Raw genomic sequence first — 18821 nt, 5'->3', positions numbered from 1 at the left:
GGTTTCGGGTGCGCTATGCTCCCCGGGGATATGAACCCTGCGACCTATACACCTGACCAGCTTCTGGGCCCGCTCAATGCGGTCGAGCGCAAGCATGCGCCCGAGCATCTGTATGTCGCGGGCGATCTCGGGATCCTGCAGACCGGTGCGCGGGTGGCCATCGTCGGCGCGCGGCAAGCCTCGCCGGCCGGTTTGGCGCGGGCGCGCAAGCTCGCTGCTCGGCTGGCGCACGAGGGTGCCGTGGTGGTCAGTGGGCTGGCGCTGGGAATCGACACCGCTGCACATACCGCGGCGATCGCTGCCGGCGGACGGACCATCGCCGTGATCGGTACCCCGCTTGAGCGTGTCTACCCGCGCGAGAACGAGCTGCTCCAAGCGCGCATCGCGACGGATCACCTGTTGGTGTCCCAGTTCCCGCCGGGGACCAAGACCCAGCGGTTCCACTTTCCTCAACGCAACCGCACGATGGCGCTGATCTCGGACGCGACCGTGATCATCGAAGCGGGCGAAACGAGCGGGTCGCTCTCCCAAGGCTGGGAAGCGCTGCGCTTGGGGCGGCTGCTCTACATCACCCATGCGGTGGCCAGCGATCCGGCCTTCAAGTGGCCCGCGAGCATGCTGGACTATGGTGCGCGGATCCTGAGCAACGACACGCTGGAGGATTTCCTCGAAGCCCTGCCGCCGCGCGTTCCCGACCCACTCGATGTCGCCGTTCCCTTCTGAGATCGCGTTCGGCGCACTCCTTCAGTACGCGGTTCGCGGTCAGAGTCCCTTGTCCCGGCGCTCTCGGGATGTGCGCACGGCGATCAAGACCAACGGCGTTCTCGGTGGCGTCGCGGTGATCGGGCATGCCGCCCTGCGGGCCAAGGAGAACCTCGATGCCTGCGGTTGTCTCTCCCGGTTTCTGGGGCCGGATGTGACTCTGGTTCCGATGCCCCGGAGCTCGCTGATCAAGGAAGGCTCGTTATGGCCTGCAATGGTGATCTGCGAGGCGCTGCAAGACTGCGGAATCGGTGGCTCGGTCTTGCCATGCCTGAGCCGGGCCGAGGCGATCGGCAAAGCGGCATTGGCGGCTCCGGGTCGACGCCCCGACCCTCCCGACCATTACCGCACGATCCGAGTGGAGTCGGTCAGGCCACTCGATGCCCCGCGAGCCCTGGTGCTCGTTGACGACATCGTGACCCGCGGATCCTCCTTTGTCGGCGTCCTGCCGCACCTCGCCGCGACCTTTCCGGGTATCCCGATCCATTGCTTTGCGCTGCTGCGCACCGTCAGCCAGGGCGAGATCGCGTCGATCCTGGACCCCGTCGCGGGTCGAATCACCTATCGTCACGGTCATCTGCATCGCGACCCTTAGAGCTCGGCCGTCCGGCTTGGCCCGACCACCCCCGCATGCGCTATCATGACTGGACGTTTATACAGCTCCGGTCATCCGACATGCCTCGATCCGATTTCGCCGTCGGCGCCCTGAGTGCGCCGCGGGTTCATCCGCTGTGTTCGGCACGCCGATGATCGTGCACGCCTGCACCCTCGCCCCGCTCCCCTGCCCGCTCCCGCTCTTCGGCGCGCGTATCCCCGCCGGCTTCCCCTCGCCGGCCGACGACGATCTGGAAGGGACCATCGATCTGAACGAGCAGTTGATCCGGCATCCGGCCGCGACCTTCTTTTTGAGGGTGCAGGGGGACTCCATGACGGGTGCGGGGATCCGCGACGGCGATCTGCTGGTGGTGGATCGCTCGCGCGAGGCCAAGTCCGGGTCGATCGTGGTGGCCGCTGTGGATGGCGAGCTGACCCTGAAGCGCCTGAAGATCGAGGGTGCGCGGGTCTGGCTGGTGCCCGAGCATCCGGACTATGCGCCGCTGGAGATTCAGGGCGAGATGGGGTTGGTGGTCTGGGGCGTGGTTGCCCATGTCGTGCATTCGTTCTGAGCCGTGCGGGTGCGACAGTCACTGTCGCGGGGCAGTGCTAGTCTGGTGCCTTTGCCGAGGAATCACCCATGACATCCTTCGCGACCCGTTTCGAGGCCGCTCTCTGTCTGGCCGCGCAGGCCCACCATGGGCAGGTGCGCAAGGGCACGGCCAATGTCCTGGGGCTAGCGCTGCCCTACATCACCCATCCGGTCGCGGTCGCAACGCTGGTGCAGCGCTACGGCGGGGACGCCGACCAGATCATCGCCGCGCTGTTGCATGATGTGCTCGAGGATGGGGGAGAACACTGGGCGGAGCGCATCGCGACCGAGTGTGGCGCCGAGGTGCTGGCGCTGGTGCGCTTCTGCACCGATGACGTGCCGGATGCGGCGGGTCATAAGGCCCCCTGGCGGGAGCGCAAGGAGGCTTATATGGCGCATCTGGCCCAGGCCACGGGGCCTGGGCTGCTGGTGTCGGCCTGCGACAAGCTCGCCAATCTGCAAGCGATTCACCTGGACCGCGTTGAATGCGGCGCGATGGTCTGGTCGCGTTTCAGCGCAGGGCTTGAGGGTACGCGCTGGTACTACAAGGAACTGGTCGCGACCTTCGCCGGACGCGTGCCGACGGCGCTCGACCAGGCGCTGAACCGCGAGTGGCAGGCAGTGGAGGCCCTCGCCGCCGTGGATGGCCCGTGAGGTGCCCGCCATGTTCGCCCTGGTCGACTGCAACAACTTCTACGCCTCCTGCGAGCGACTCTTCCGGCCGAGCCTGGAGGGGCGTGCGGTGGTGGTGCTCTCCAACAACGACGGCTGCGTGGTGGCGCGCAGCAACGAGGCAAAGGCGCTCGGCATCCCGATGGGGGCGCCCTACTTCAAGTACGCCGAGGTCTTGCGCCGGGCCGACGCCGCCGTCTTCTCCTCGAACTACGCCCTCTACGGGGATCTGTCGCGGCGGGTGATGCAGGTGTTGGCGGGGTTCGCCCCGCGGATCGAGATCTACTCGATCGACGAGTGCTTTCTGGATCTGGCCGGGGTCCGGGATCCCACCGCCTTAGGACTGGAGATCGCCCGGACCGTGCGGCGCTGGACCGGCATCCCGGTGGCGGTGGGGATCGCCCCGACCAAGACGCTCGCGAAGCTCGCCAATCGGCTGGCCAAGAAGGGCCAGGGACCGGCCGGTCCGGTGCTCGACTGGTCGGCGCTGCCGGATCCCGACGCCGTGCTGGCGGCGGTTCCGGTGGAAGACCTCTGGGGCATCGCGGGTCGCTCGGGCGCACGTCTGCGCGCGATCGGCATCGCCGATGCGCGGGCGTTGCGCGAGGCGCATCCGCAGCGGTTGCGCGCGTCCTTCGGCGTGGTGGTGGAGCGCATCGCTCGGGAGCTGCGCGGGTGCGCCTGTCTGGCGCTGGAGGAGGTGGCGCCGCCCCGCCGGCAGGTCATGGTCTCGCGCAGCTTCGGTGCCGCGGTGACCGCGCCGGCCGAGCTGCGGGCGGCGGTCACGGCGTTTGCGAGCCGTGCCGGGGAGAAGCTGCGGTCGCAGGGGCTCGCCGCCCCGGCGTTGACGGTGTTCGTGCAGACCAACCCCTTCGAGACGGGCCGGGCATTCTATGCGAACGCCGTGACCGTTGGTTTCCCGGTGCCGACCCAGGACAGCACGGCGTTGGTACGGGCCGCAACGAGTGGGGTCGACCGGCTGTTCCGCGCCGGGGATGTCTACCGCAAGGCCGGGGTGCTGCTGCCGGATGTGGTCCCGGCCGGGCAGGCGCCGGCGGATCTGTTCGCCGAGGTCGGGGAGGAGGAGCGCGTACGGCGCCGCATGGCGGTGCTGGATGCGGTTAATCGCAAGTACGGGCGCGAGACCCTGCGGTTCGCGGGTCAACTGCGCGGGTCCGGCTGGCGGCGTCGCTCGGAGCGTGGCTCCGGGATCTCGACGACGCGCTGGGCGGGGTTGGCGAGGGTACGCGCGGGGTAATCCCGACGCGGGGTTCGATGACGAACACACGGGAATTCGAGGGACGATCATGCGCGTCATCTATCTGGCAGGACCGCTGTTCACCGAAGCCGAACGCGACTGGCACCGCAAGACCAAACGCCTCCTGCTCGAGCAGGCGGCACGACGGGGCCAGGCCGTCGAGATCCTTTGGCCTTACGAGCTGATTACGCCCGAGGCCATCGTCGCCTTGGGGGCCGGGGCACGCACGGAGATCTTCCGGCGCTGCAAGGCCGGGCTCGACCGTGCCGATCTGCTGATCGCCCTGCTCGACGGCACCCAGGTCGACGACGGGACCGCGTGGGAGATCGGGTATTTCTTCGCGACCAAGGCGGCGGACGCGAAGATCGTCGGGATCCGCACCGATCTTCGGCGCGCGGGCGAGTCGGCGGAGGCGATCGTCAACGCCATGGTCGAGATGGCATGCGACGCCATCGTGAACACGCAAGCGAGGCTGCAAGAGGCGGTGTTCGGGTCCGACCGTGTTCTCGATATCGGCGGAGAGGTGCGGGATTCAGCAGGTATTGAACGCGCATGATCCCGGTTCTGCGACTAAACTCCCCGAATACACTCTCACCGCCCGGAGAACGCGATGGACGATGTGTTGCAACCGATTCGTAGACAGGTGCGTCCCACCTGGCACCCCGACTTGGAGCCGCTCGACCCGAGTGAGGAGCTCACCGTCGAGCTGCCGCTGCTCGGTCTGGTCAGCGCCGGTCAGCCGGTCCTCGCGGTCGAGGAGCGCGAGACCCTGACGGTCCCTGCCCGTCTGGTGAAGCGGCATGCGGCCGAGCGCAGCTTTGCGCTCTATGTTCGCGGCGATTCCATGACCGACGACGGCATCGACACCGGCGATCTGGTCGTCGTGGAGCAACGCCCGACGGCCGAGAACGGCGAGACGGTGGTGGCCCGGATCGACGGCTACGGGGTCACGCTCAAGCGCTTCTACCGAGAGCTCGACGGGATCCGCCTGCAGCCGGCGAACGAGGCCATGGACCCGCTGGTGTTCGTCGAGGACGAGGTGGAGATCCTCGGGGTGGTGTCGGGGGTGGTGCGGGCGGGGTGAGGGTGCGGTGCATGTCGCGACCGGAGCCCGTCGAAGATCGATCGGGTGATGCGTCGCTGTCGTCCTGCTCGGCCCAGAGTCGCCGGGCGCGGCCGTAGGTCTCGGGTCCGCGGCTGGTAATACGATGTGATATTTAGTAACATTCGCGCCATCCTGTTGATCCGAGTACAAGTGGATGTGGAACGCGAAACCTTTTGGCCTGTCGCTCGCCGTGGTGGCATGTCTGCCCGCGATTGGCCATTCGGATGAAGCGGTGCAGCTGGAGACGGTCGAGGTCGTGGGGTCGCCCATCTACTCGGTCCAGTTTCCGGGTGACACGCTCTATACGGGCAGCGCGCTGACGGAGGAAGGCAGGCGTGCGAGCGGGGCGGCGGGGCGGACCAACGTCTTTGCAAATCTCGATCTTCTGCCCGGTGTCGATACCGAGATGACGGACCCCTACGGCCTTGCCGCGACCTTCATGCGAATCCGCGGCGTGAAGAGCCAATTCGTGGGGCTTTCCATCGACGGATTGCCCGGTTACGGGATCATGCCGATCGGACCGCGCGACAACCTTTTCGATTTCGAGAATATCGAGTCGCTTGCGCTCTATAAGGGGATGGCCCCATTGGCGATCGGCTCGGCCGTGGGGAACCGCGGCGGTGCCATCGCTTTGAGCTATCGCCGTCCCGCACCGGAGGCCGGCGTCCAAGCAAGTCTGGCCTATGGCTCGGATGCCTATCAGCGCGCCTTCGTTCGGCTCGATACCGGTCCGATAGTCGGCGGGCTCGGCAGCTTCCTGTCCCTCTCCTACACGGATGCGGATAAATGGAAGGGCGCCGGTTCCTTGGGGCCGCGGCGCAATCTGGCCTTTGGGCTGAATCTGGCCGAGGGGGTTGCCGGCTCGAGCGCCGATCTCTTCTTCAACGCGACCGACACCAACACCCACAACCTTCGCCCGCTGACCTATGAGCAGGCTCGGAACGTCGAGCGCAATCGCGACATCGACTACAACACCCGTTTCACGGGCGATCCGGCGCTGGATCGGGACTACTACGACTTCTACTTCAGCCAAACCGAAAATCGCGATCTGCTCGGCATCGGCACAGTGCCGGTTGCCGACGGTGTCCTCACCCTCAAGCCCTATGCGTCGAGCGAAGACGCCGTCCTTCGCAACGGGCTGCAGGACCAGTTTCGCGACCTGGACCGCTACGGTCTGATTGCCGAGTACATCGGCGAGGTCGGTGGTTTCGAGCTCAGCACCGGCTATTGGTGGGAATCGGCCGATCTCGAGAAGGCGGTTCGGCGGATGCTTGTCACGCCGACAGGTCGACGGCCAAGCGGCTGGGTCTATCTTGCCGAGAACGAGGGACGCGGAGCCGTGAATAGCCCGTATTTACAGGTGGGGCAGACCTCGACGCGGCTCCGTTGGCAGGCCGGCATCAAGTACTTTCGCTACGGGGAGCCGGCCAGTACGGCATATCGCACCGATTCCGACACACCCTCCGGATGGTCCGCCGCGCTGCGCCGCAACCCGGGCCCGGACCCGGATTTGAGTTTGGATGCGCTCACCTTCGATGCCTGGTCGCCGAACCTGGGGGCCAGTTGGCAGTTGGACGCATCGGGACGACTGGAGGTCTATGCCAACTATGGCCGCAATTACATGCGCCCCTATGCCTTTGTGCCCGTGACGAACATCTATGCCAGCAACCGCGCGGCTTTCAAGGCGCAGGGACTGGTCCTGCAGGATCTCTTCGACAGCTGGCGGATGGAGACCTCGGACAACATCGATCTTGGGTTGCGATGGGCGAGCGAGCGCCTGGAGCTCGCGCCGACACTCTTCTATGCCCGGCATCACGACCTCCTGGCTGTTGCCCTGGATCCTTCGGTGAACCTCAACTACCACCAGAACGTCGGCGGGGCGACGTCGAAGGGCGTTGAGCTGCTCGCCAGTTACGCCGTCACGCCCGATCTCCTCGCCTACCTCAACCCGACCTATCTGAGCTACACCTTCGACGACGATCTGGCCCGGCGAACAGCGAACGGCCTCCAGACGCTGCCGCTCGCGGGCAATCAGGTACCGGATACCCCGCACTGGATGCTGCGCGCCGGGCTCGTCTTCGAGCGCGGGCCCTGGCAAGTCTTGCCGGTCGTTCGCTATGTCGGCAGACGTTACGGCGACCCGCTCAACAGGCAGCCGGTCGATGCCTATTGGACGCTGGACCTCTCGGCGAGCTGGGTCTCACCCCCGGTCGGGCCGCTCGGCGGTCTGCGTTTGGGCCTGGACGTCAGCAACCTTCTCGACGCGAAGTACATCGGGGCAATCGATGCGCAGGACGACGGTTCCGGCACGGTGGGCTTCTATGCCGGGGCACCGCGGAGCATCGTCCTGAGCCTCGCCACGGAGTTCTGAAGCCTCATGCATCGACGTCGGGTATTGAGTGCGATGTTGGGGTTGCCGGCCGCGCTGGCCAGCGGATTCGGCGTCGGCGTGACGGACACGGGCGCGCCGAACCCGCGGCGGCTCGTCGCCTTGGGTCCGGGTGCGCTCCGATTCGTGGTGTATCTCGATGCGGTGGAGGATCTCTGCGCGATCGAGGAGATCGAGCGTCGCAGCCCGGATGGTCGGGCCTATGCCTTTCGTTCGGGCGAGGCGACCGCGCACCTGCCGGTCATCGGTCCCGGCGGGGCGGGCAGACTCCCGGATCTGGAGGCATTGGTCGGGGTCGGTGCGGATCTCGCGATTTCCGTCACCCTCGACGAGCAGCAGCGACGCATGTTGCGCGAACGGGTTGGTGTTCCTGTCCTCGCCCTGGATTACGGGGCGACCGGACTGCTCGATCCGGCCGTGTTCGGCGCCTCGCTGCGTCGGCTCGGCGAGGCGCTGGGACGCGATGCCAGGGCCGAGGCCCTGATCGGCGCCATGGATGCCTCGGTCGCCGAGCTCGCGCAGCGTGTCGGCGACCGAACGCCGGTCGCGGCCTATCTCGGCGGGGTCAGTCTTAAGGGTCAGCAAGGACTCACCAGCACGCAGGCGGGACATCCAACGCTCGCCTGGGCAGGCACCGAGAACCTGGCCGACCGCACCGGGCGCAGCGGACACCTCTTTCTCGACCTCGAGCAGATCCTGGCGTGGGATCCTCCGGCCCTGTTCATCGATGCCGCCGGCGTGCCGGCCGTGCTCACCGAGCAGGCGACCAATCCGGGAGCGTTCCGCGCGCTGCGCGCCGTGCGCGAGGGTCGGGTCTATGCGACCTTGCCGTACAACGCCTACAACACCAACGTCGAGCACGCACTCATCAATGCCTGGTTCATCGCCGGGATCCTGACCCCCGAAGCCTTCTCGGACGTGGAGCCACGCGCCAAGGCCGACGAGCTCTATCGACTCTTCCTCCGCCGGCCTCTCTACGAGGAGCTGGCGCGGAGCGGACTCGGCTTCGCGCACGTGGATGTGCTGAACGGCGGGGTTCGAGCCTGGTGAGGCGCGCGCTTCGATCGGCGAGGTGGGGCGTGCCTGCTCCTGAAGCACCGCTCGCACTCTATCGCCGACGGCTCCGGCGTCGGTTCCTGGTAGGGCTGTCCATGGCCGGCGCCCTGCTGGTGCTGACCCTGGTGTCGCTCGCAAGCGGGACCTATCGACTGAGCTTGGAGGCGCTCATGTCGATCCTGCTCGCCGGTCCGGGGCAGGAGGGGATCGGCACCCAGGTCGTCTGGGGTATTCGTTTACCGCGCGTCGCCACGGCGTTGCTGGCCGGGGCTGCGCTCGGGCTGGCCGGGACACTGCTCCAGGGGCTGCTGCGCAATCCGCTCGCATCGCCTTTCACGCTCGGGATCTCGCAAGGTGCTGCACTGGGGGCGACCTGCGCGATCGTCTTCTTCGGCGCCGGTCAGCTGCACAGCACCGGCACCCAGGCGGTGACCCTCACCGCGCCGGCCGGTGTCGTGATGCTGGCGCTGCTGGGCGGACTCGGTGCCGCGGCCGTGATCCTGACGATCGCCACCCTACGCGGGCTCACGCCGGAGGCGGTGGTGCTCGCCGGGATCGCCTTGGGTGCCTTTGCGAGCGCCGCGACCATGATCGTTCAGTATTTCGCCTCCGACACCCAAGCCGCGGCGACCCTCTTCTGGACCTTCGGCGATCTGGGCCGCGCCGGCTGGCCCGAGGTCGCCTGGCTGGCCGCAGCGCTGGTGGTGATCGGCCTGCTGCCCTTGCGCGCGGCAAAGCACTACAACGCGATGGCGTGGGGCGATGACCCGGCCCGTGCACTGGGCGTCGATGTGGTGCGTCAACGTCTGATCGGCACGGCCGCTGCCGCCACCTTGGCGGCGATCGCGACCGCCTTCCTCGGCGTCATCGGCTTCGTCGGTCTGATCGCACCCCATGCGGTCCGGCTCCTGATCGGTGCCGACCAGCGTTTTCTGCTTCCCCTCTCGGCATTGACCGGTGCGCTGGTGCTTCTTGCCGCCGACACGCTGGGGCGCCTCGCGATCGCACCTGCCATGCTCCCGGTCGGAGCCGTCACCGCGTTGGTCGGGGCCCCTATCCTGCTCGTCTTACTATTGCGCGGGCAGCGTTGAGCCGTGCTGGCGATCGAGGCGCTTCACTTCGGCTATCCAGGCGCGCCGGTTTTGTCCGGGCTTTCGGCGCAGGCCCCGCCCGGTGCCCTGACGGCCGTGCTCGGACCGAACGGGGTAGGCAAGTCGACATTGCTCAAGTTGGTCGCCGGCATCCTGCCCCTGCAAGCGGGCCGGATTCGACTCGACGACGCCGAACTTCCGCAGCTGAGTCGCGCGCGTCGCGCCCGGCTGGTGGCCTACCTCCCACAGATGACGCAACCGGTGCAGGTGAGCGTCTTCGAGGCGGTTCTCCTCGGGCGTCTTCCGCATGCGGGCGCGGACACGGACAAAGGCGTGGATCTCGTCGCGGTCGAGCAAATGTTGTATCGGCTGGGGCTGGCGCATCTGAGTGATCGACCCGTCACGAGACTCAGCGGCGGTGAGCTGCAGAAGGTGTTGATCGCGCGCGCCCTGGTGCAGAACCCCCGTCTTCTAATGCTCGACGAGCCGGTCAACCACCTGGATCTGCGCAACCAGATCGAGGTTATGGAGACCATCCGGGGTGTCGTCCGCGACCGGAAGCTGGCTGGTCTGGTGGTGCTGCACGATCTGAATCTCGCGCTGCGCTTTGCCGATCGCTTCCTCTTGCTGGGACCTGCAGGCGCAACCCATTGCGGGGCGATGGCGGATCTCGATGCGGAGCGGGTGCGCACGGCCTACGGCATCCCGGTCGTTCGCGGCGAGGTCGGCGGCTATGCTGTCATGGTCCCGCGCGGATCGACGTAGCGACGCCGGACCTTTGGTGAGCGGTGGATCCGATGGGTAGGACGCCGGTGTCGACATCGATATTGGCTTTCGGAACAAGCCTTGGCCAGTACCGCGCGTACCGGAGGGACAGCCGGAACGGCCCTCGATCGCTCAGTCCTTGCGCAGCAGCCGCCCGGAGAGGATGTCCCACTTCTTGATGTTGAATTCGCCCTCGGTAAGCACGCCCTCGCGTTCGAGGGCCTTGAGACCCCGCAGGAGCCGGATCACATCCTCGACGCCGCTCGAGCGCTCGGTGATCTGTCGTTTCAGACGCGCGAGCTCCTCCGGGGTCAGCACTCCCTCGCGATGCAGCGCGGCGAGCCTGGCGAGCCCGTCCGCGATACTCACGGGTGCGTGCGAAGCGCCCGCGTGGATCGCGTCGAGGTCGTTGCGGATGACCAGCTCGTCATGGACGGCGACGCGCGGTGTCTTGGTGCCGGTGTTGAGGGTTTGCCCGGCAGCGGTGAGGGCGCGGCCCTTGCGCAGGGCATCTTGGCGCAGGGCGGTGTCGGCCGGGTCGTCGGCCAAAGCCGCGAGGGCATCTCGATAGGCCGCCTTGGCGACCGCGTAAGCGCGGTGATCGGCAATGGCCTTGTGGATGGCGAGCACGAACACCGCGCCGACGATCAGCCAAACCCAGATGCTGTTGTCCATGTTCCTGCTCCTGCTTCCTCGGGCGAGCCCTGGTCTCGCGGACGACACATCCGGAATAGTCGGGCCCGTTCCTCGTCAGTGCGTGTGCGTGGCCTCTTCGGATATCGCCGCGATCAGCTCAGGCCCCTCGTTGCGCACGTTTCCGACCGCCCGTGTGACCGGGTGAAGCGCGAGAAGCTCGTCCGGACACGGGCCGAGCAGGTCGCTCGCGGTCTCGGGCGTGCTCGCCGGATCGAGCCAGTGGGCCACGGCCTCGGGAGCGAGAATCACCGGCATGCGGTCATGGAGCGGCCGAACCCGTCCGTTGGCCGCGGTGGTGACGATGGTGAAGCTGTCGATGATCTCCCCGTCGTCGGGTCGTGTCCAGCGCTCCCAAAGCCCGGCAAAGGCCAACAGGGTGCCGTCCGAGGCATGGATGTAGAAGGGCTGCTTGCCGTCGGGGCGCTTGGCCCATTCGTAGAAGCCGTCGGCCGGGACGATGCAGCGACGCTTGCGCAAGGCCGAGCGGAACGCGGGCTTCTCGGCCAGGGTCTCGGCGCGGGCATTGATCAGCCGGTTGGCGATGGTCTCGTCTTTCGCCCAGCTCGGGAGCAGACCCCAGCGCAGCGACTGAACGATCCGCTCCCCGCTCGGGCGTTGGCGGATCACCGGCAACCATTGCAGCGGGGCGGCGTTGTAGCGCGGGCTGCCGTCCGCGATGCCGAGGGTCGCGCCGAAGATCTCGGCGATGGTTTCGGGCGAAGTGAATTGGGCATAGCGTCCGCACATGAGCCTGGGCTTCTCCTGTTCGGCAGCTCGTCGGGTGTCTGTTTCTCATGGTGTTCGGTACATTTCTCGGAACCGGCCCCGCGCCTAGAGTTCCGTTCGCTGGCGGAGCGGCGCTGTTTGAAGTGCGGCAGCGTGCTTGTCCTGCGCACCGTGAAGAAGGGACCGAGGGTAGGCAATCGGTTCTAGGGGTGCTCGACGTATCCGCAGTGCCGGGTGATGCAGCCGCTCGGGTGAAAGTGGCTGCGCTCTGGTTGGCGTGCCAGCAGTCGGCGTGCTCTGCTAGAGTGCCCGGCCGCCGCGCTGTCAAGTCGATCCGTCCCCGATGCCCCGTCGCCCGTCTCCGAAACGCCCTTCACCGCGCCAATCTCCGCGGCTCTCGGGTCTCGCCCGGCTCGTTCCGGTCCTTCAGGGTAGCCTGATCGGTCTGCGCATCCTCGGTATCGGGCTGGCCCTCATCGGCTCGGTTTCATTCCTGCCCGAGTCGCTGGTCCAGACCTGGCCCGAGCATGCGCAGCGCGCGATCCAGATCACGCGCGATATCCGCACGCTGCTGTTGGACGTCGTGCGTGATACGACCGCCGGCGTTGGCTCTTGGCTGTCCGACCTGGACGGGCTGAACATCCCGGAGCTTGGTCGCGTCGTGGCCGAGCAGGTGCCGGGATGGTTGCCCGGGGATCTTTGGCCCTTCGACCTGCCCGGTGCATCGAACACCGATCAGTCGGGAATGGCGCTCAGCTTCGGTGCGGCGAGAACGGCGCTCTACGACACCGTCTACAGCGGCCACCGGGTCACCTTCTACTGTGGCTGTCGTTACGATCGCAATGGCCGAACCGATCTCGAGGGATGCGGGCTCGGCACGTTGGTCGGCAGCAGCCGCGCGCAACGGGTCGAGGCCGAGCACGTCTTCCCCGCATCTCAGTTCGGCAATTTTCGACGCTGTTGGCGTGATCCCGCCGCCTTTTCCAAGTGCCGGAGCGACGGAGGGAACACCCTTTCGGGGCGCGCCTGCTGCGAGCTTGTCGACCCGACGTTCGTCACGGCCCACAACGATCTGCACAACCTCGTCCCGGCCGTCGGTGCGATCAACGCGGCGCGCTCCAACTTCAACTGGGGCGAGCTGCGCTCCGGGCAGCCTCTGGGCGACTGCGCGATCCGCTTCGATCCGATCCTACGCCGGGTTCAACCCCCCGATGCGGTTCGCGGCGAGATTGCCCGGACGATGTTCTACATGCGCGATACCTACGGCTTTCTTCTGAGTCGGCAGGACGAGAAGCTCTATGCGGTCTGGAACAATGCCGATCCGCCCGATGCGTGGGAGATCGAGCGCAACCGGCGGATCCGGCGTGTTCAGGGCAAGGGAAACCGCTATGTGGAGAACTATCGGAGGTTGTGACGGGAGTGATGAATCGGATGGCTCGAGCACTCTGTTACCGACGATCGGGAGCGTGCTCTCAACCCTCCTCCGACGCATGCCCGATGGGCGTCTCGCTTAGCGCATTGCGGTACGGCTCGGCAAACAACGCGGGCTGCCCGCCGGTGTGCCAGAACAAGATGCGCGCATCGCTCGGGAAGAAGCCTCGGCGGACAAGATCCAGCAGGCCGCCGGCGGCACGCCCGGTGTAGACCGGATCAAGGAGGATGCCTTCGGTGCGGGCGAAGATCCGGATCGCCTCGCGCTCCGGATCGGTCATCACCCCGTAGCCGGCTCCGCAGTAGCGATCATCGACGTGCACGTCCGCAGCATCGAAGGCGATGCGTGGGCCCAGCGCAGCACTTGCGTCGCTCGCCAGGGCGGCGACCTGTGACGTCAGCGTGGATGCCGGTTCGTCGATGCTGATCCCGAGGAGCGTCCCGCGGTAGCCGAAGACGCGCTGCCCCAGGATCAGTCCAGCCTGGGTGCCGCCGCTGGAGGTGGCGAAGACCATCCAGTCCACCTCGATCCCCTGTGCGAGGACCTCCTCCATCGCAAAGGCATAGCCCAGCGCTCCGGTCGGGTTGCTGCCGCCGTAGGGAACCAGGTACGGGGCTCGGCCCTGCGCCGCGACGCTCGCAACGGTCTCCGCGAGGAGACGATCGCGGTCGCGGCGATCGGACGTCGCGACGATCCGCGCACCGAGAAGGTGATCGAGCAGCAGATTGCCGGACGCTTCGGCGGGGCGCTCGCCGGTCAACACCAGGATGCAGTCCATCCCGCAGCGGGCCGCCGCCGCGGCGGTCTGGCGACAGTGGTTGGACTGCCAGGCACCCGCGGTGACGAGTGTACGAGCCTCCTGCGCCTGCGCTTCGGCCACCAGGAACTCCAGCTTGCGGGTCTTGTTGCCGCCCAGCGCAAGGCCGGTTTGGTCGTCGCGCTTGATGAAGAGCCGAGGACCGCCGAGCAGGGCCGAGAGCCGGGGCAGCGGCTCGACTGGCGTGGGTAGGTAGGCCAGGTTCAGGCGGGGAATGGATGGGGGTGTCATCGGGGGCTTCTCGGCAGATCGGAATTGCGATCCGATTCATGATGAACCGGATCGCGAGCGCAGCTCCAGGGGTCCGTTTCGGTTCGGGCGTCTCTTGTCCCGGTGCATCGATGGGCCCTTTCCGTGAGCTTGTTCACCCGTCCCCATAGCTGACTGGTCTACTCTCCGCGGTGTGCCGAGTGTTCCGCAAGCTTGCGAAACCGGTGTGTCGGTCGCGATGGTGCCAGGATGCCCTCTCGCAACGGTGGCCGATCCGATGGCCAGGGAGACAAGGACGTTCCGCTGCGTTATGTCGTTGAACGGTTCTTCGGAGTCAAGAACAGTATGCAGTCCCATGACAAAGACCAGATGATGGCTCCTGCAGGGTTCTCCCGTCGCGTCCTGCTGGCGGTGACGGGGCTGTCACCGCAGGTGGTGACCGAGACCCTCTATGCGCTTTGGAGGCAGAATCCAGGGCTGCTCCCGACCGAGGTGCACCTGATCACCACGCTTCAGGGCGCCGAGCATGCGCGCCTGAATCTGCTCTCCCCGGCGATAGGGTGGCTGGAGCGTTTACGACGCGAGTACGCCATGCCATCGGTCGCCTTTTCGGCAGAGCACATCCATGTCATCACCGGTCATGGCGGCGCACCGCTGGTCGACATCCGCACGCCCGCGGACAACGCCTGTGCGGCGGACTGCATCACCGCGCTCGTGCGCGGCTTCACCGAGGATCCCGATTGCGCGTTACATGTTTCGATCGCCGGCGGACGCAAGAGCATGGGCTATTTTGTCGGCTATGCCCTGTCGCTCTTCGGGCGCACCCAGGATCGACTCTCGCATGTTTTGGTGACTCCGCCCTTCGAGAACCATCGCGACTTCTACTATCCATCGCTCATCGAGCGGCCGATTCACGTCAATCAGGGCGGCAAGGACGTTGCCTACGACTGTCGCACGGCAGCAGTCGACCTGGCATGGATCCCCTTCGTGCGGTTGCGTGCGGCGCAGCATCTTCCTCTCGTCGAGGGTCAGGCGCGTTTTACAGATTGCGTCGGCACGGTCGAAGAGGCGCTCGCGGCACGCGAGTTGGTGATCGATCTGGCGGCTCGGCGGATCCGTGCCGGGGGGCAGTTGATTCGCCTGCCGCCGACCGAGCTGGCCTTTCTGTCCTGGTTCGCACGACGCGCCAAGATCGGGCAGGCGCCGTTGCCGGGAATTACCGTCAAGGATCTCGAGGGTCGAGGCGTGGCCTACCGAGATGAATTCGTCGCCGAGCTGCGGCGCATCGACCCCTTGCTGGATGAGGACGGCAAGACCCTTCGGGCGATCGGGCTGCGCGACGGGATGCTCTCGGAGTATTTCAACGCGAAGAATTCCAAGCTCAACCGGGTGCTGAAGGACCGCTTGGGGGCGCTGGCGGCGCGGCCTTATTTGATCTTGCAGGATAGCGATGGCGGTGGCTATGCGCTCGCCCTGGCGGGCAGCGACATCCACTATGGAGCCTTGCAGGCACCGCCCAAGGATTCAGATGCCGGACCGGAACGAGCCGCCCAGAGCGTCCTCTAATCGTGTCTTCCCGTGGCGTACCGAAAACGTCATACTTCGCTCGGATGTCGCCTGATCCCTTGGCATCGCAGCCTCGAGGATCGAAGCGCATACAACCATCGTCATGGTGCATGGAGAGGGGTTTCAATGGACTCTGTCCCCGGCTTGCAGTTCCCGCCGCTGGCGCGCTTTCGTTTTGCTTTCACGGCTCTGGATCCGATCCGGCTGCCGGATTATCCGGGCTCGGCGTGGCGCGGGCTCCTCGGCCATGGTCTGCGGCGCACCGCCTGCGTGACGCGGCAACCCACCTGTGACGGCTGTCTGCTGCGGCCATCCTGTGTCTACTCGACCCTGTTCGAGACGCCGGGTGCAGAGGATGACGGTTACAGCGCCCTTCCGCATCCCTTTGTTCTGGACATCGATCCGCGCGCACCGCGAAGGCTGGCATCCGGCGAGCCCTTCGCGCTGACCGTCCACCTCATCGGTGCGGCGATTGCCCAAGCCCCCTATCTGATTCACGCCCTCGGCCATGCCGGGCAGTTGGGCTTTGGCCGCGAACGTGCGCGCTTTACCGTCACCGACGTGACCCGCGAGAACGGCCTTGGCACGGATAACTGGGAGGATGTCTACACCACGCGCGGCGGTGTCTATCGCACCTTGGAGGCCGCCGCGCCGACACTGCCGCCCGGCCCGCCCGCCGCACAGATCTGCTTCACGACCCCGCTGCGCATCAAGCGCAACGGGCGTTTCCTCGGCGCGCGCGACCTGAGCGCACCGGATCTGATCCAGACCCTCTACCGTCGTTTGAGAACACTGGCTCGACTGCAGGGCGGCGATCCGGATCGGTTCGATCTGTATCGCGCCGCCGAGTTGTCGCAGGCGCTCAGTCTTCACCCACGCGACCTGCGCTGGCATGACTGGACACGCTACTCCTCGCGCCAGGACGCACGGATGCAGTTCGGCGGCCTGCTCGGCGAGGTTCTCCTGGACGGCCCGGCCCTGCCCGAGCTCTGGCCTGCGCTGTGGCTCGGGCAGTGGACGCATGTGGGCAAGGGGACGGCGTTCGGGTTGGGGGGGTATCGGGTTGTGACCCGCACGGAAGAGTTCGAGGCAGGGCCGCAAGCCTGCGAAGACTGACCGAAGGCACCACCTGCGCGACACTGCGTTTAGTTGATACGGCTAACTGAGGGAACCTGAGCCATGGCCACGCCACATCCATCGCCGAGTGCCGGCACGGCGTCGACGTTTTGGAGCACCTTGATCTGGCTGATCTTGGCGAGCCTGAGTCTTCTGCTTCTGACGGTGCTGGCGCGTGGTGCGCCGTGCTGGGGTGTTGCGCTCTTGGGCTTGGCAGTGGCCTATCCCCTGTGGCGGTCACTTGATGAGTCCTCTTTGTTCAGCCGTCGTCTCCTGCTGACGGGAGCCACGCTCGAGGGTTGCCTGACCCGCCGCTGGTTCTGGGGCGGACGCATCGGTGCCGCGTTCCGGGTCATCCCGGCCTTGGTCATGGCCATACTGCTGCTGACGCTGACCCTTCGCCTGAACGCGCATCAGTGGGCGTTCCTGTTTGCCGATGCGTTGGTCCTCGCGCTGCTTTACCGCGTCGTTCAACGTCGGGCGGCCAGTCAGATCCACCCGCACATGCTCGGCCCTTACGTGCGCGGTTGGCCGTTGCGCTGGATCAACCTGGGCGTGCTGACGCTCGCCTTCTTCATCCTGAGTTTCTTCGTGCTGGGCGCGCCCGACCTGCGTCAGGAGAGTTGGCAAACGGTGGCCGAGCATGCGTTCCAATCAGGTCGAGAGGTGGTTGCTTGCCCTTGGATCGGTACGCTGGTCGGGGCTTCGGAGTCCCTTGAACAGGGCAGCTGGTCACTGGCCCAGCATTACATCCCCGAGTTGCCTCACGCCGAGTGGCGCCTTGCCGCGTGGGCGTTCTTTCTGCTCCAACTCGGCTTGCTCTCGTTGCTCTATACGCGGCTGCTGCTCGGCGTGCTCACCCTGAGCGAGTCTCGACAACTGCGCGCCGAAACGGTGACCGGTGAAAGTGCTCTGGCGAAAACCTTCATCCTGACCATTTTGGTATTGGCCCTCCCGTCTCTCTACGCGGCCTTGCGCCTGCAGGATGTCGATCCGAGCCAGTTCGAGCCGACCAGTCAGAACGTACTGACCTGGATCGATCCCTGCCGCGGCAGTCTCGATCGGAGCGCCGAGACGCAGGCCGCACTCGATACCACGGTGATCGGCGAGCGCGACCGCTTGATCGAAGAATCCGGGCAGCGGATCGACGAAGCGGTCGAGCAGATATTCGTACCGGTTACCGCAGCAGTGGATGAATACCTGGACTGGTACTTCACTGTCGTGGGCGAATACGAGCGTCTCGCAGCACTGGTCGTCGGGGATTTTCCGCAACTGATGGCCGATCAACTCGATACTCGTCTCTTCGAGGCGACGGACTTCCACGCCCGGATGCACACGCTCGATCAGACCCTGCTCGACGAGAGCCTCGCGCGTGTGTCCGGCCTATCTCAAACGGTCAAGGATCACATCGAGGCGCAGGCAAGCGCCGATCCTTGCGTGCGGGTTGCCTTGAATATCGAGCCGCTCGCGCGACTGGATCGCGATGTCTGGAGGGCCGGTGCGGCGGCGGGGGGTGGCGCGGCCGTCGGCGGTGCCATTCTCTCGCAGAAAATTGCCGCAGCCGTGATTGCCAAGGTCGGCGCCAAGAAAAGCGTCCAAGTGGCGGCGGTTATGGGGGCGAAGCTGGTGGCTAAGAAGAGCGGCGGAACGGTGGCTGCGGCTTTGGGTGGCGTGGCAGTCTGTTCGCCTTCCGGTCCTGTGGCGGTCGTGTGTGGCGTCGGCGCGGGACTTATCGCGTGGTTCACCATCGACAAGATCGCCATCGAGATCGACGAGGCGGTGTCGCGCGAAGACATGCGTGCCGACATCCTGGAGGTGCTGGCCAAGGAAAAGGAGGCATTGAAGCAGGCTTTGCGGCAGCAGCATGCCTCGTTGATCGGCTATCTCGTCGAGAACATCAAATCCACCGTTGATGGCGTCTTCATTCCCGCGCGGGATGGCTGGTAGCGGCATACCCTCGCAAGCTTGCAACCG

Annotated in this window: 18 protein-coding genes; 15 read left to right on the top strand and 3 right to left on the bottom strand. The window is 66.3% G+C overall.

Annotated elements, in window-relative coordinates; genetic code table 11:
* The first annotated feature begins 30 nt into the window (after positions 1-30).
* The 11 genes from AADX97_RS06420 to AADX97_RS06370 all read left to right on the top strand — a co-directional run bounded on the left by AADX97_RS06420 (position 31) and on the right by AADX97_RS06370 (position 10284).
* Positions 31-723, top strand: a complete 693-nt coding sequence (locus tag AADX97_RS06420; RefSeq protein WP_374236573.1) for a DNA-processing protein DprA — start codon at positions 31-33, stop codon at positions 721-723.
* A complete protein-coding gene (locus AADX97_RS06415) occupies positions 704-1357 on the top strand; it encodes a hypothetical protein (protein WP_374236574.1) in 654 nt (217 codons plus the stop codon). The genes AADX97_RS06420 and AADX97_RS06415 overlap by 20 nt, the downstream gene beginning before the upstream one ends.
* Positions 1358-1493: 136 nt before the next feature.
* Positions 1494-1928, top strand: a complete 435-nt coding sequence (locus AADX97_RS06410; protein WP_374236575.1) for a LexA family protein — start codon at positions 1494-1496, stop codon at positions 1926-1928.
* A 68-nt stretch (positions 1929-1996) separates the two neighbouring features.
* Positions 1997-2602, top strand: coding sequence for an HD domain-containing protein (locus tag AADX97_RS06405; RefSeq protein WP_374236576.1), 606 nt, complete (start codon positions 1997-1999; stop codon positions 2600-2602).
* Between the two features lie 10 nt (positions 2603-2612).
* Positions 2613-3878: a Y-family DNA polymerase gene (locus AADX97_RS06400; protein WP_374236577.1), complete on the top strand. Its 1266-nt coding sequence runs from the start codon at positions 2613-2615 to the stop codon at positions 3876-3878.
* Between the two features lie 49 nt (positions 3879-3927).
* Entirely contained in the window at positions 3928-4434 is a 507-nt protein-coding gene (locus AADX97_RS06395) for a nucleoside 2-deoxyribosyltransferase (RefSeq protein ID WP_374236578.1), read from the top strand.
* 54 nt (positions 4435-4488) lie between these two features.
* Positions 4489-4962: a transcriptional repressor LexA gene (gene lexA / locus AADX97_RS06390; RefSeq protein WP_374238573.1), complete on the top strand. Its 474-nt coding sequence runs from the start codon at positions 4489-4491 to the stop codon at positions 4960-4962.
* Positions 4963-5137: 175 nt separating this feature from the next.
* Positions 5138-7354 carry a TonB-dependent receptor gene (locus AADX97_RS06385; protein WP_374233854.1) on the top strand — a complete coding sequence of 739 codons (2217 nt, stop codon included), beginning with the start codon at positions 5138-5140 and terminating at the stop codon, positions 7352-7354.
* A gap of 6 nt (positions 7355-7360) precedes the next feature.
* Positions 7361-8422 (top strand): ABC transporter substrate-binding protein, encoded by a 1062-nt coding sequence (locus AADX97_RS06380; RefSeq protein WP_374233855.1) that lies wholly within the window; start codon positions 7361-7363, stop codon positions 8420-8422.
* A gap of 29 nt (positions 8423-8451) precedes the next feature.
* Entirely contained in the window at positions 8452-9519 is a 1068-nt protein-coding gene (locus AADX97_RS06375) for a FecCD family ABC transporter permease (RefSeq protein WP_374233856.1), read from the top strand.
* A gap of 3 nt (positions 9520-9522) precedes the next feature.
* Positions 9523-10284 (top strand): ABC transporter ATP-binding protein, encoded by a 762-nt coding sequence (locus tag AADX97_RS06370; RefSeq protein ID WP_374233857.1) that lies wholly within the window; start codon positions 9523-9525, stop codon positions 10282-10284.
* Positions 10285-10416: 132 nt separating this feature from the next.
* Here the strand turns inward: AADX97_RS06370 and AADX97_RS06365 are convergent, their stop codons facing one another.
* Together AADX97_RS06365 and AADX97_RS06360 are read right to left on the bottom strand one after the other, a co-directional pair.
* Positions 10417-10959 carry an SHOCT domain-containing protein gene (locus AADX97_RS06365; protein ID WP_374233858.1) on the bottom strand — a complete coding sequence of 181 codons (543 nt, stop codon included), beginning with the start codon at positions 10957-10959 and terminating at the stop codon, positions 10417-10419.
* Between the two features lie 75 nt (positions 10960-11034).
* On the bottom strand, positions 11035-11727 hold the full coding sequence (locus AADX97_RS06360; protein WP_374233859.1) for an SOS response-associated peptidase: 693 nt from the start codon (positions 11725-11727) through the stop codon (positions 11035-11037).
* Positions 11728-12049: 322 nt separating this feature from the next.
* On the opposite strand from AADX97_RS06360, the gene AADX97_RS06355 reads away from it, so the two are divergent.
* The gene (locus tag AADX97_RS06355) at positions 12050-13120 is read left to right on the top strand and encodes an endonuclease (RefSeq protein WP_374233860.1); all 1071 of its coding nucleotides are present in this window, start codon (positions 12050-12052) and stop codon (positions 13118-13120) included.
* A 58-nt stretch (positions 13121-13178) separates the two neighbouring features.
* Here AADX97_RS06355 and AADX97_RS06350 read toward each other — a convergent pair whose 3' ends face one another.
* Positions 13179-14186, bottom strand: coding sequence for a D-cysteine desulfhydrase family protein (locus tag AADX97_RS06350; RefSeq protein ID WP_374233861.1), 1008 nt, complete (start codon positions 14184-14186; stop codon positions 13179-13181).
* Positions 14187-14510: 324 nt separating this feature from the next.
* Here AADX97_RS06350 and csm6 point away from each other — a divergent pair, with 324 nt between their 5' ends.
* The 3 genes from csm6 (at position 14511) to AADX97_RS06335 (ending at position 18794) form a co-directional block, all read left to right on the top strand.
* Positions 14511-15731, top strand: a complete 1221-nt coding sequence (gene csm6 / locus AADX97_RS06345; protein ID WP_374233862.1) for a CRISPR-associated ring nuclease Csm6 — start codon at positions 14511-14513, stop codon at positions 15729-15731.
* A 126-nt stretch (positions 15732-15857) separates the two neighbouring features.
* Entirely contained in the window at positions 15858-16847 is a 990-nt protein-coding gene (gene cas6, locus AADX97_RS06340; RefSeq protein WP_374233863.1) for a CRISPR system precrRNA processing endoribonuclease RAMP protein Cas6, read from the top strand.
* A 369-nt stretch (positions 16848-17216) separates the two neighbouring features.
* Complete coding sequence (locus AADX97_RS06335; RefSeq protein ID WP_374233864.1) at positions 17217-18794, top strand: hypothetical protein; 1578 nt, start codon at positions 17217-17219, stop codon at positions 18792-18794.
* Positions 18795-18821: the final 27 nt, after the last annotated feature.

The sequence above is a fragment of the Thiocapsa sp. C2-2m genome (assembly GCF_041903745.1).
Classification (GTDB): domain Bacteria; phylum Pseudomonadota; class Gammaproteobacteria; order Chromatiales; family Chromatiaceae; genus Thiocapsa; species Thiocapsa roseilacustris.
This window is presented reverse-complemented; position numbering and strand designations above follow the sequence as displayed.

Coding starts and splice junctions, on each gene's coding strand:
- AADX97_RS06420 (WP_374236573.1), top strand. CDS start 31: ATGAACCCTGCGACCTATACACCTGACCAGCTTCTGGGCCCGCTCAAT.
- AADX97_RS06415 (WP_374236574.1), top strand. CDS start 704: ATGTCGCCGTTCCCTTCTGAGATCGCGTTCGGCGCACTCCTTCAGTAC.
- AADX97_RS06405 (WP_374236576.1), top strand. CDS start 1,997: ATGACATCCTTCGCGACCCGTTTCGAGGCCGCTCTCTGTCTGGCCGCG.
- AADX97_RS06400 (WP_374236577.1), top strand. CDS start 2,613: ATGTTCGCCCTGGTCGACTGCAACAACTTCTACGCCTCCTGCGAGCGA.
- AADX97_RS06395 (WP_374236578.1), top strand. CDS start 3,928: ATGCGCGTCATCTATCTGGCAGGACCGCTGTTCACCGAAGCCGAACGC.
- lexA (WP_374238573.1), top strand. CDS start 4,489: ATGGACGATGTGTTGCAACCGATTCGTAGACAGGTGCGTCCCACCTGG.
- AADX97_RS06385 (WP_374233854.1), top strand. CDS start 5,138: ATGTGGAACGCGAAACCTTTTGGCCTGTCGCTCGCCGTGGTGGCATGT.
- AADX97_RS06380 (WP_374233855.1), top strand. CDS start 7,361: ATGCATCGACGTCGGGTATTGAGTGCGATGTTGGGGTTGCCGGCCGCG.
- AADX97_RS06365 (WP_374233858.1), bottom strand. CDS start 10,959: ATGGACAACAGCATCTGGGTTTGGCTGATCGTCGGCGCGGTGTTCGTG.
- AADX97_RS06360 (WP_374233859.1), bottom strand. CDS start 11,727: ATGTGCGGACGCTATGCCCAATTCACTTCGCCCGAAACCATCGCCGAG.
- AADX97_RS06355 (WP_374233860.1), top strand. CDS start 12,050: ATGCCCCGTCGCCCGTCTCCGAAACGCCCTTCACCGCGCCAATCTCCG.
- AADX97_RS06350 (WP_374233861.1), bottom strand. CDS start 14,186: ATGACACCCCCATCCATTCCCCGCCTGAACCTGGCCTACCTACCCACG.
- csm6 (WP_374233862.1), top strand. CDS start 14,511: ATGCAGTCCCATGACAAAGACCAGATGATGGCTCCTGCAGGGTTCTCC.
- cas6 (WP_374233863.1), top strand. CDS start 15,858: ATGGACTCTGTCCCCGGCTTGCAGTTCCCGCCGCTGGCGCGCTTTCGT.
- AADX97_RS06335 (WP_374233864.1), top strand. CDS start 17,217: ATGGCCATACTGCTGCTGACGCTGACCCTTCGCCTGAACGCGCATCAG.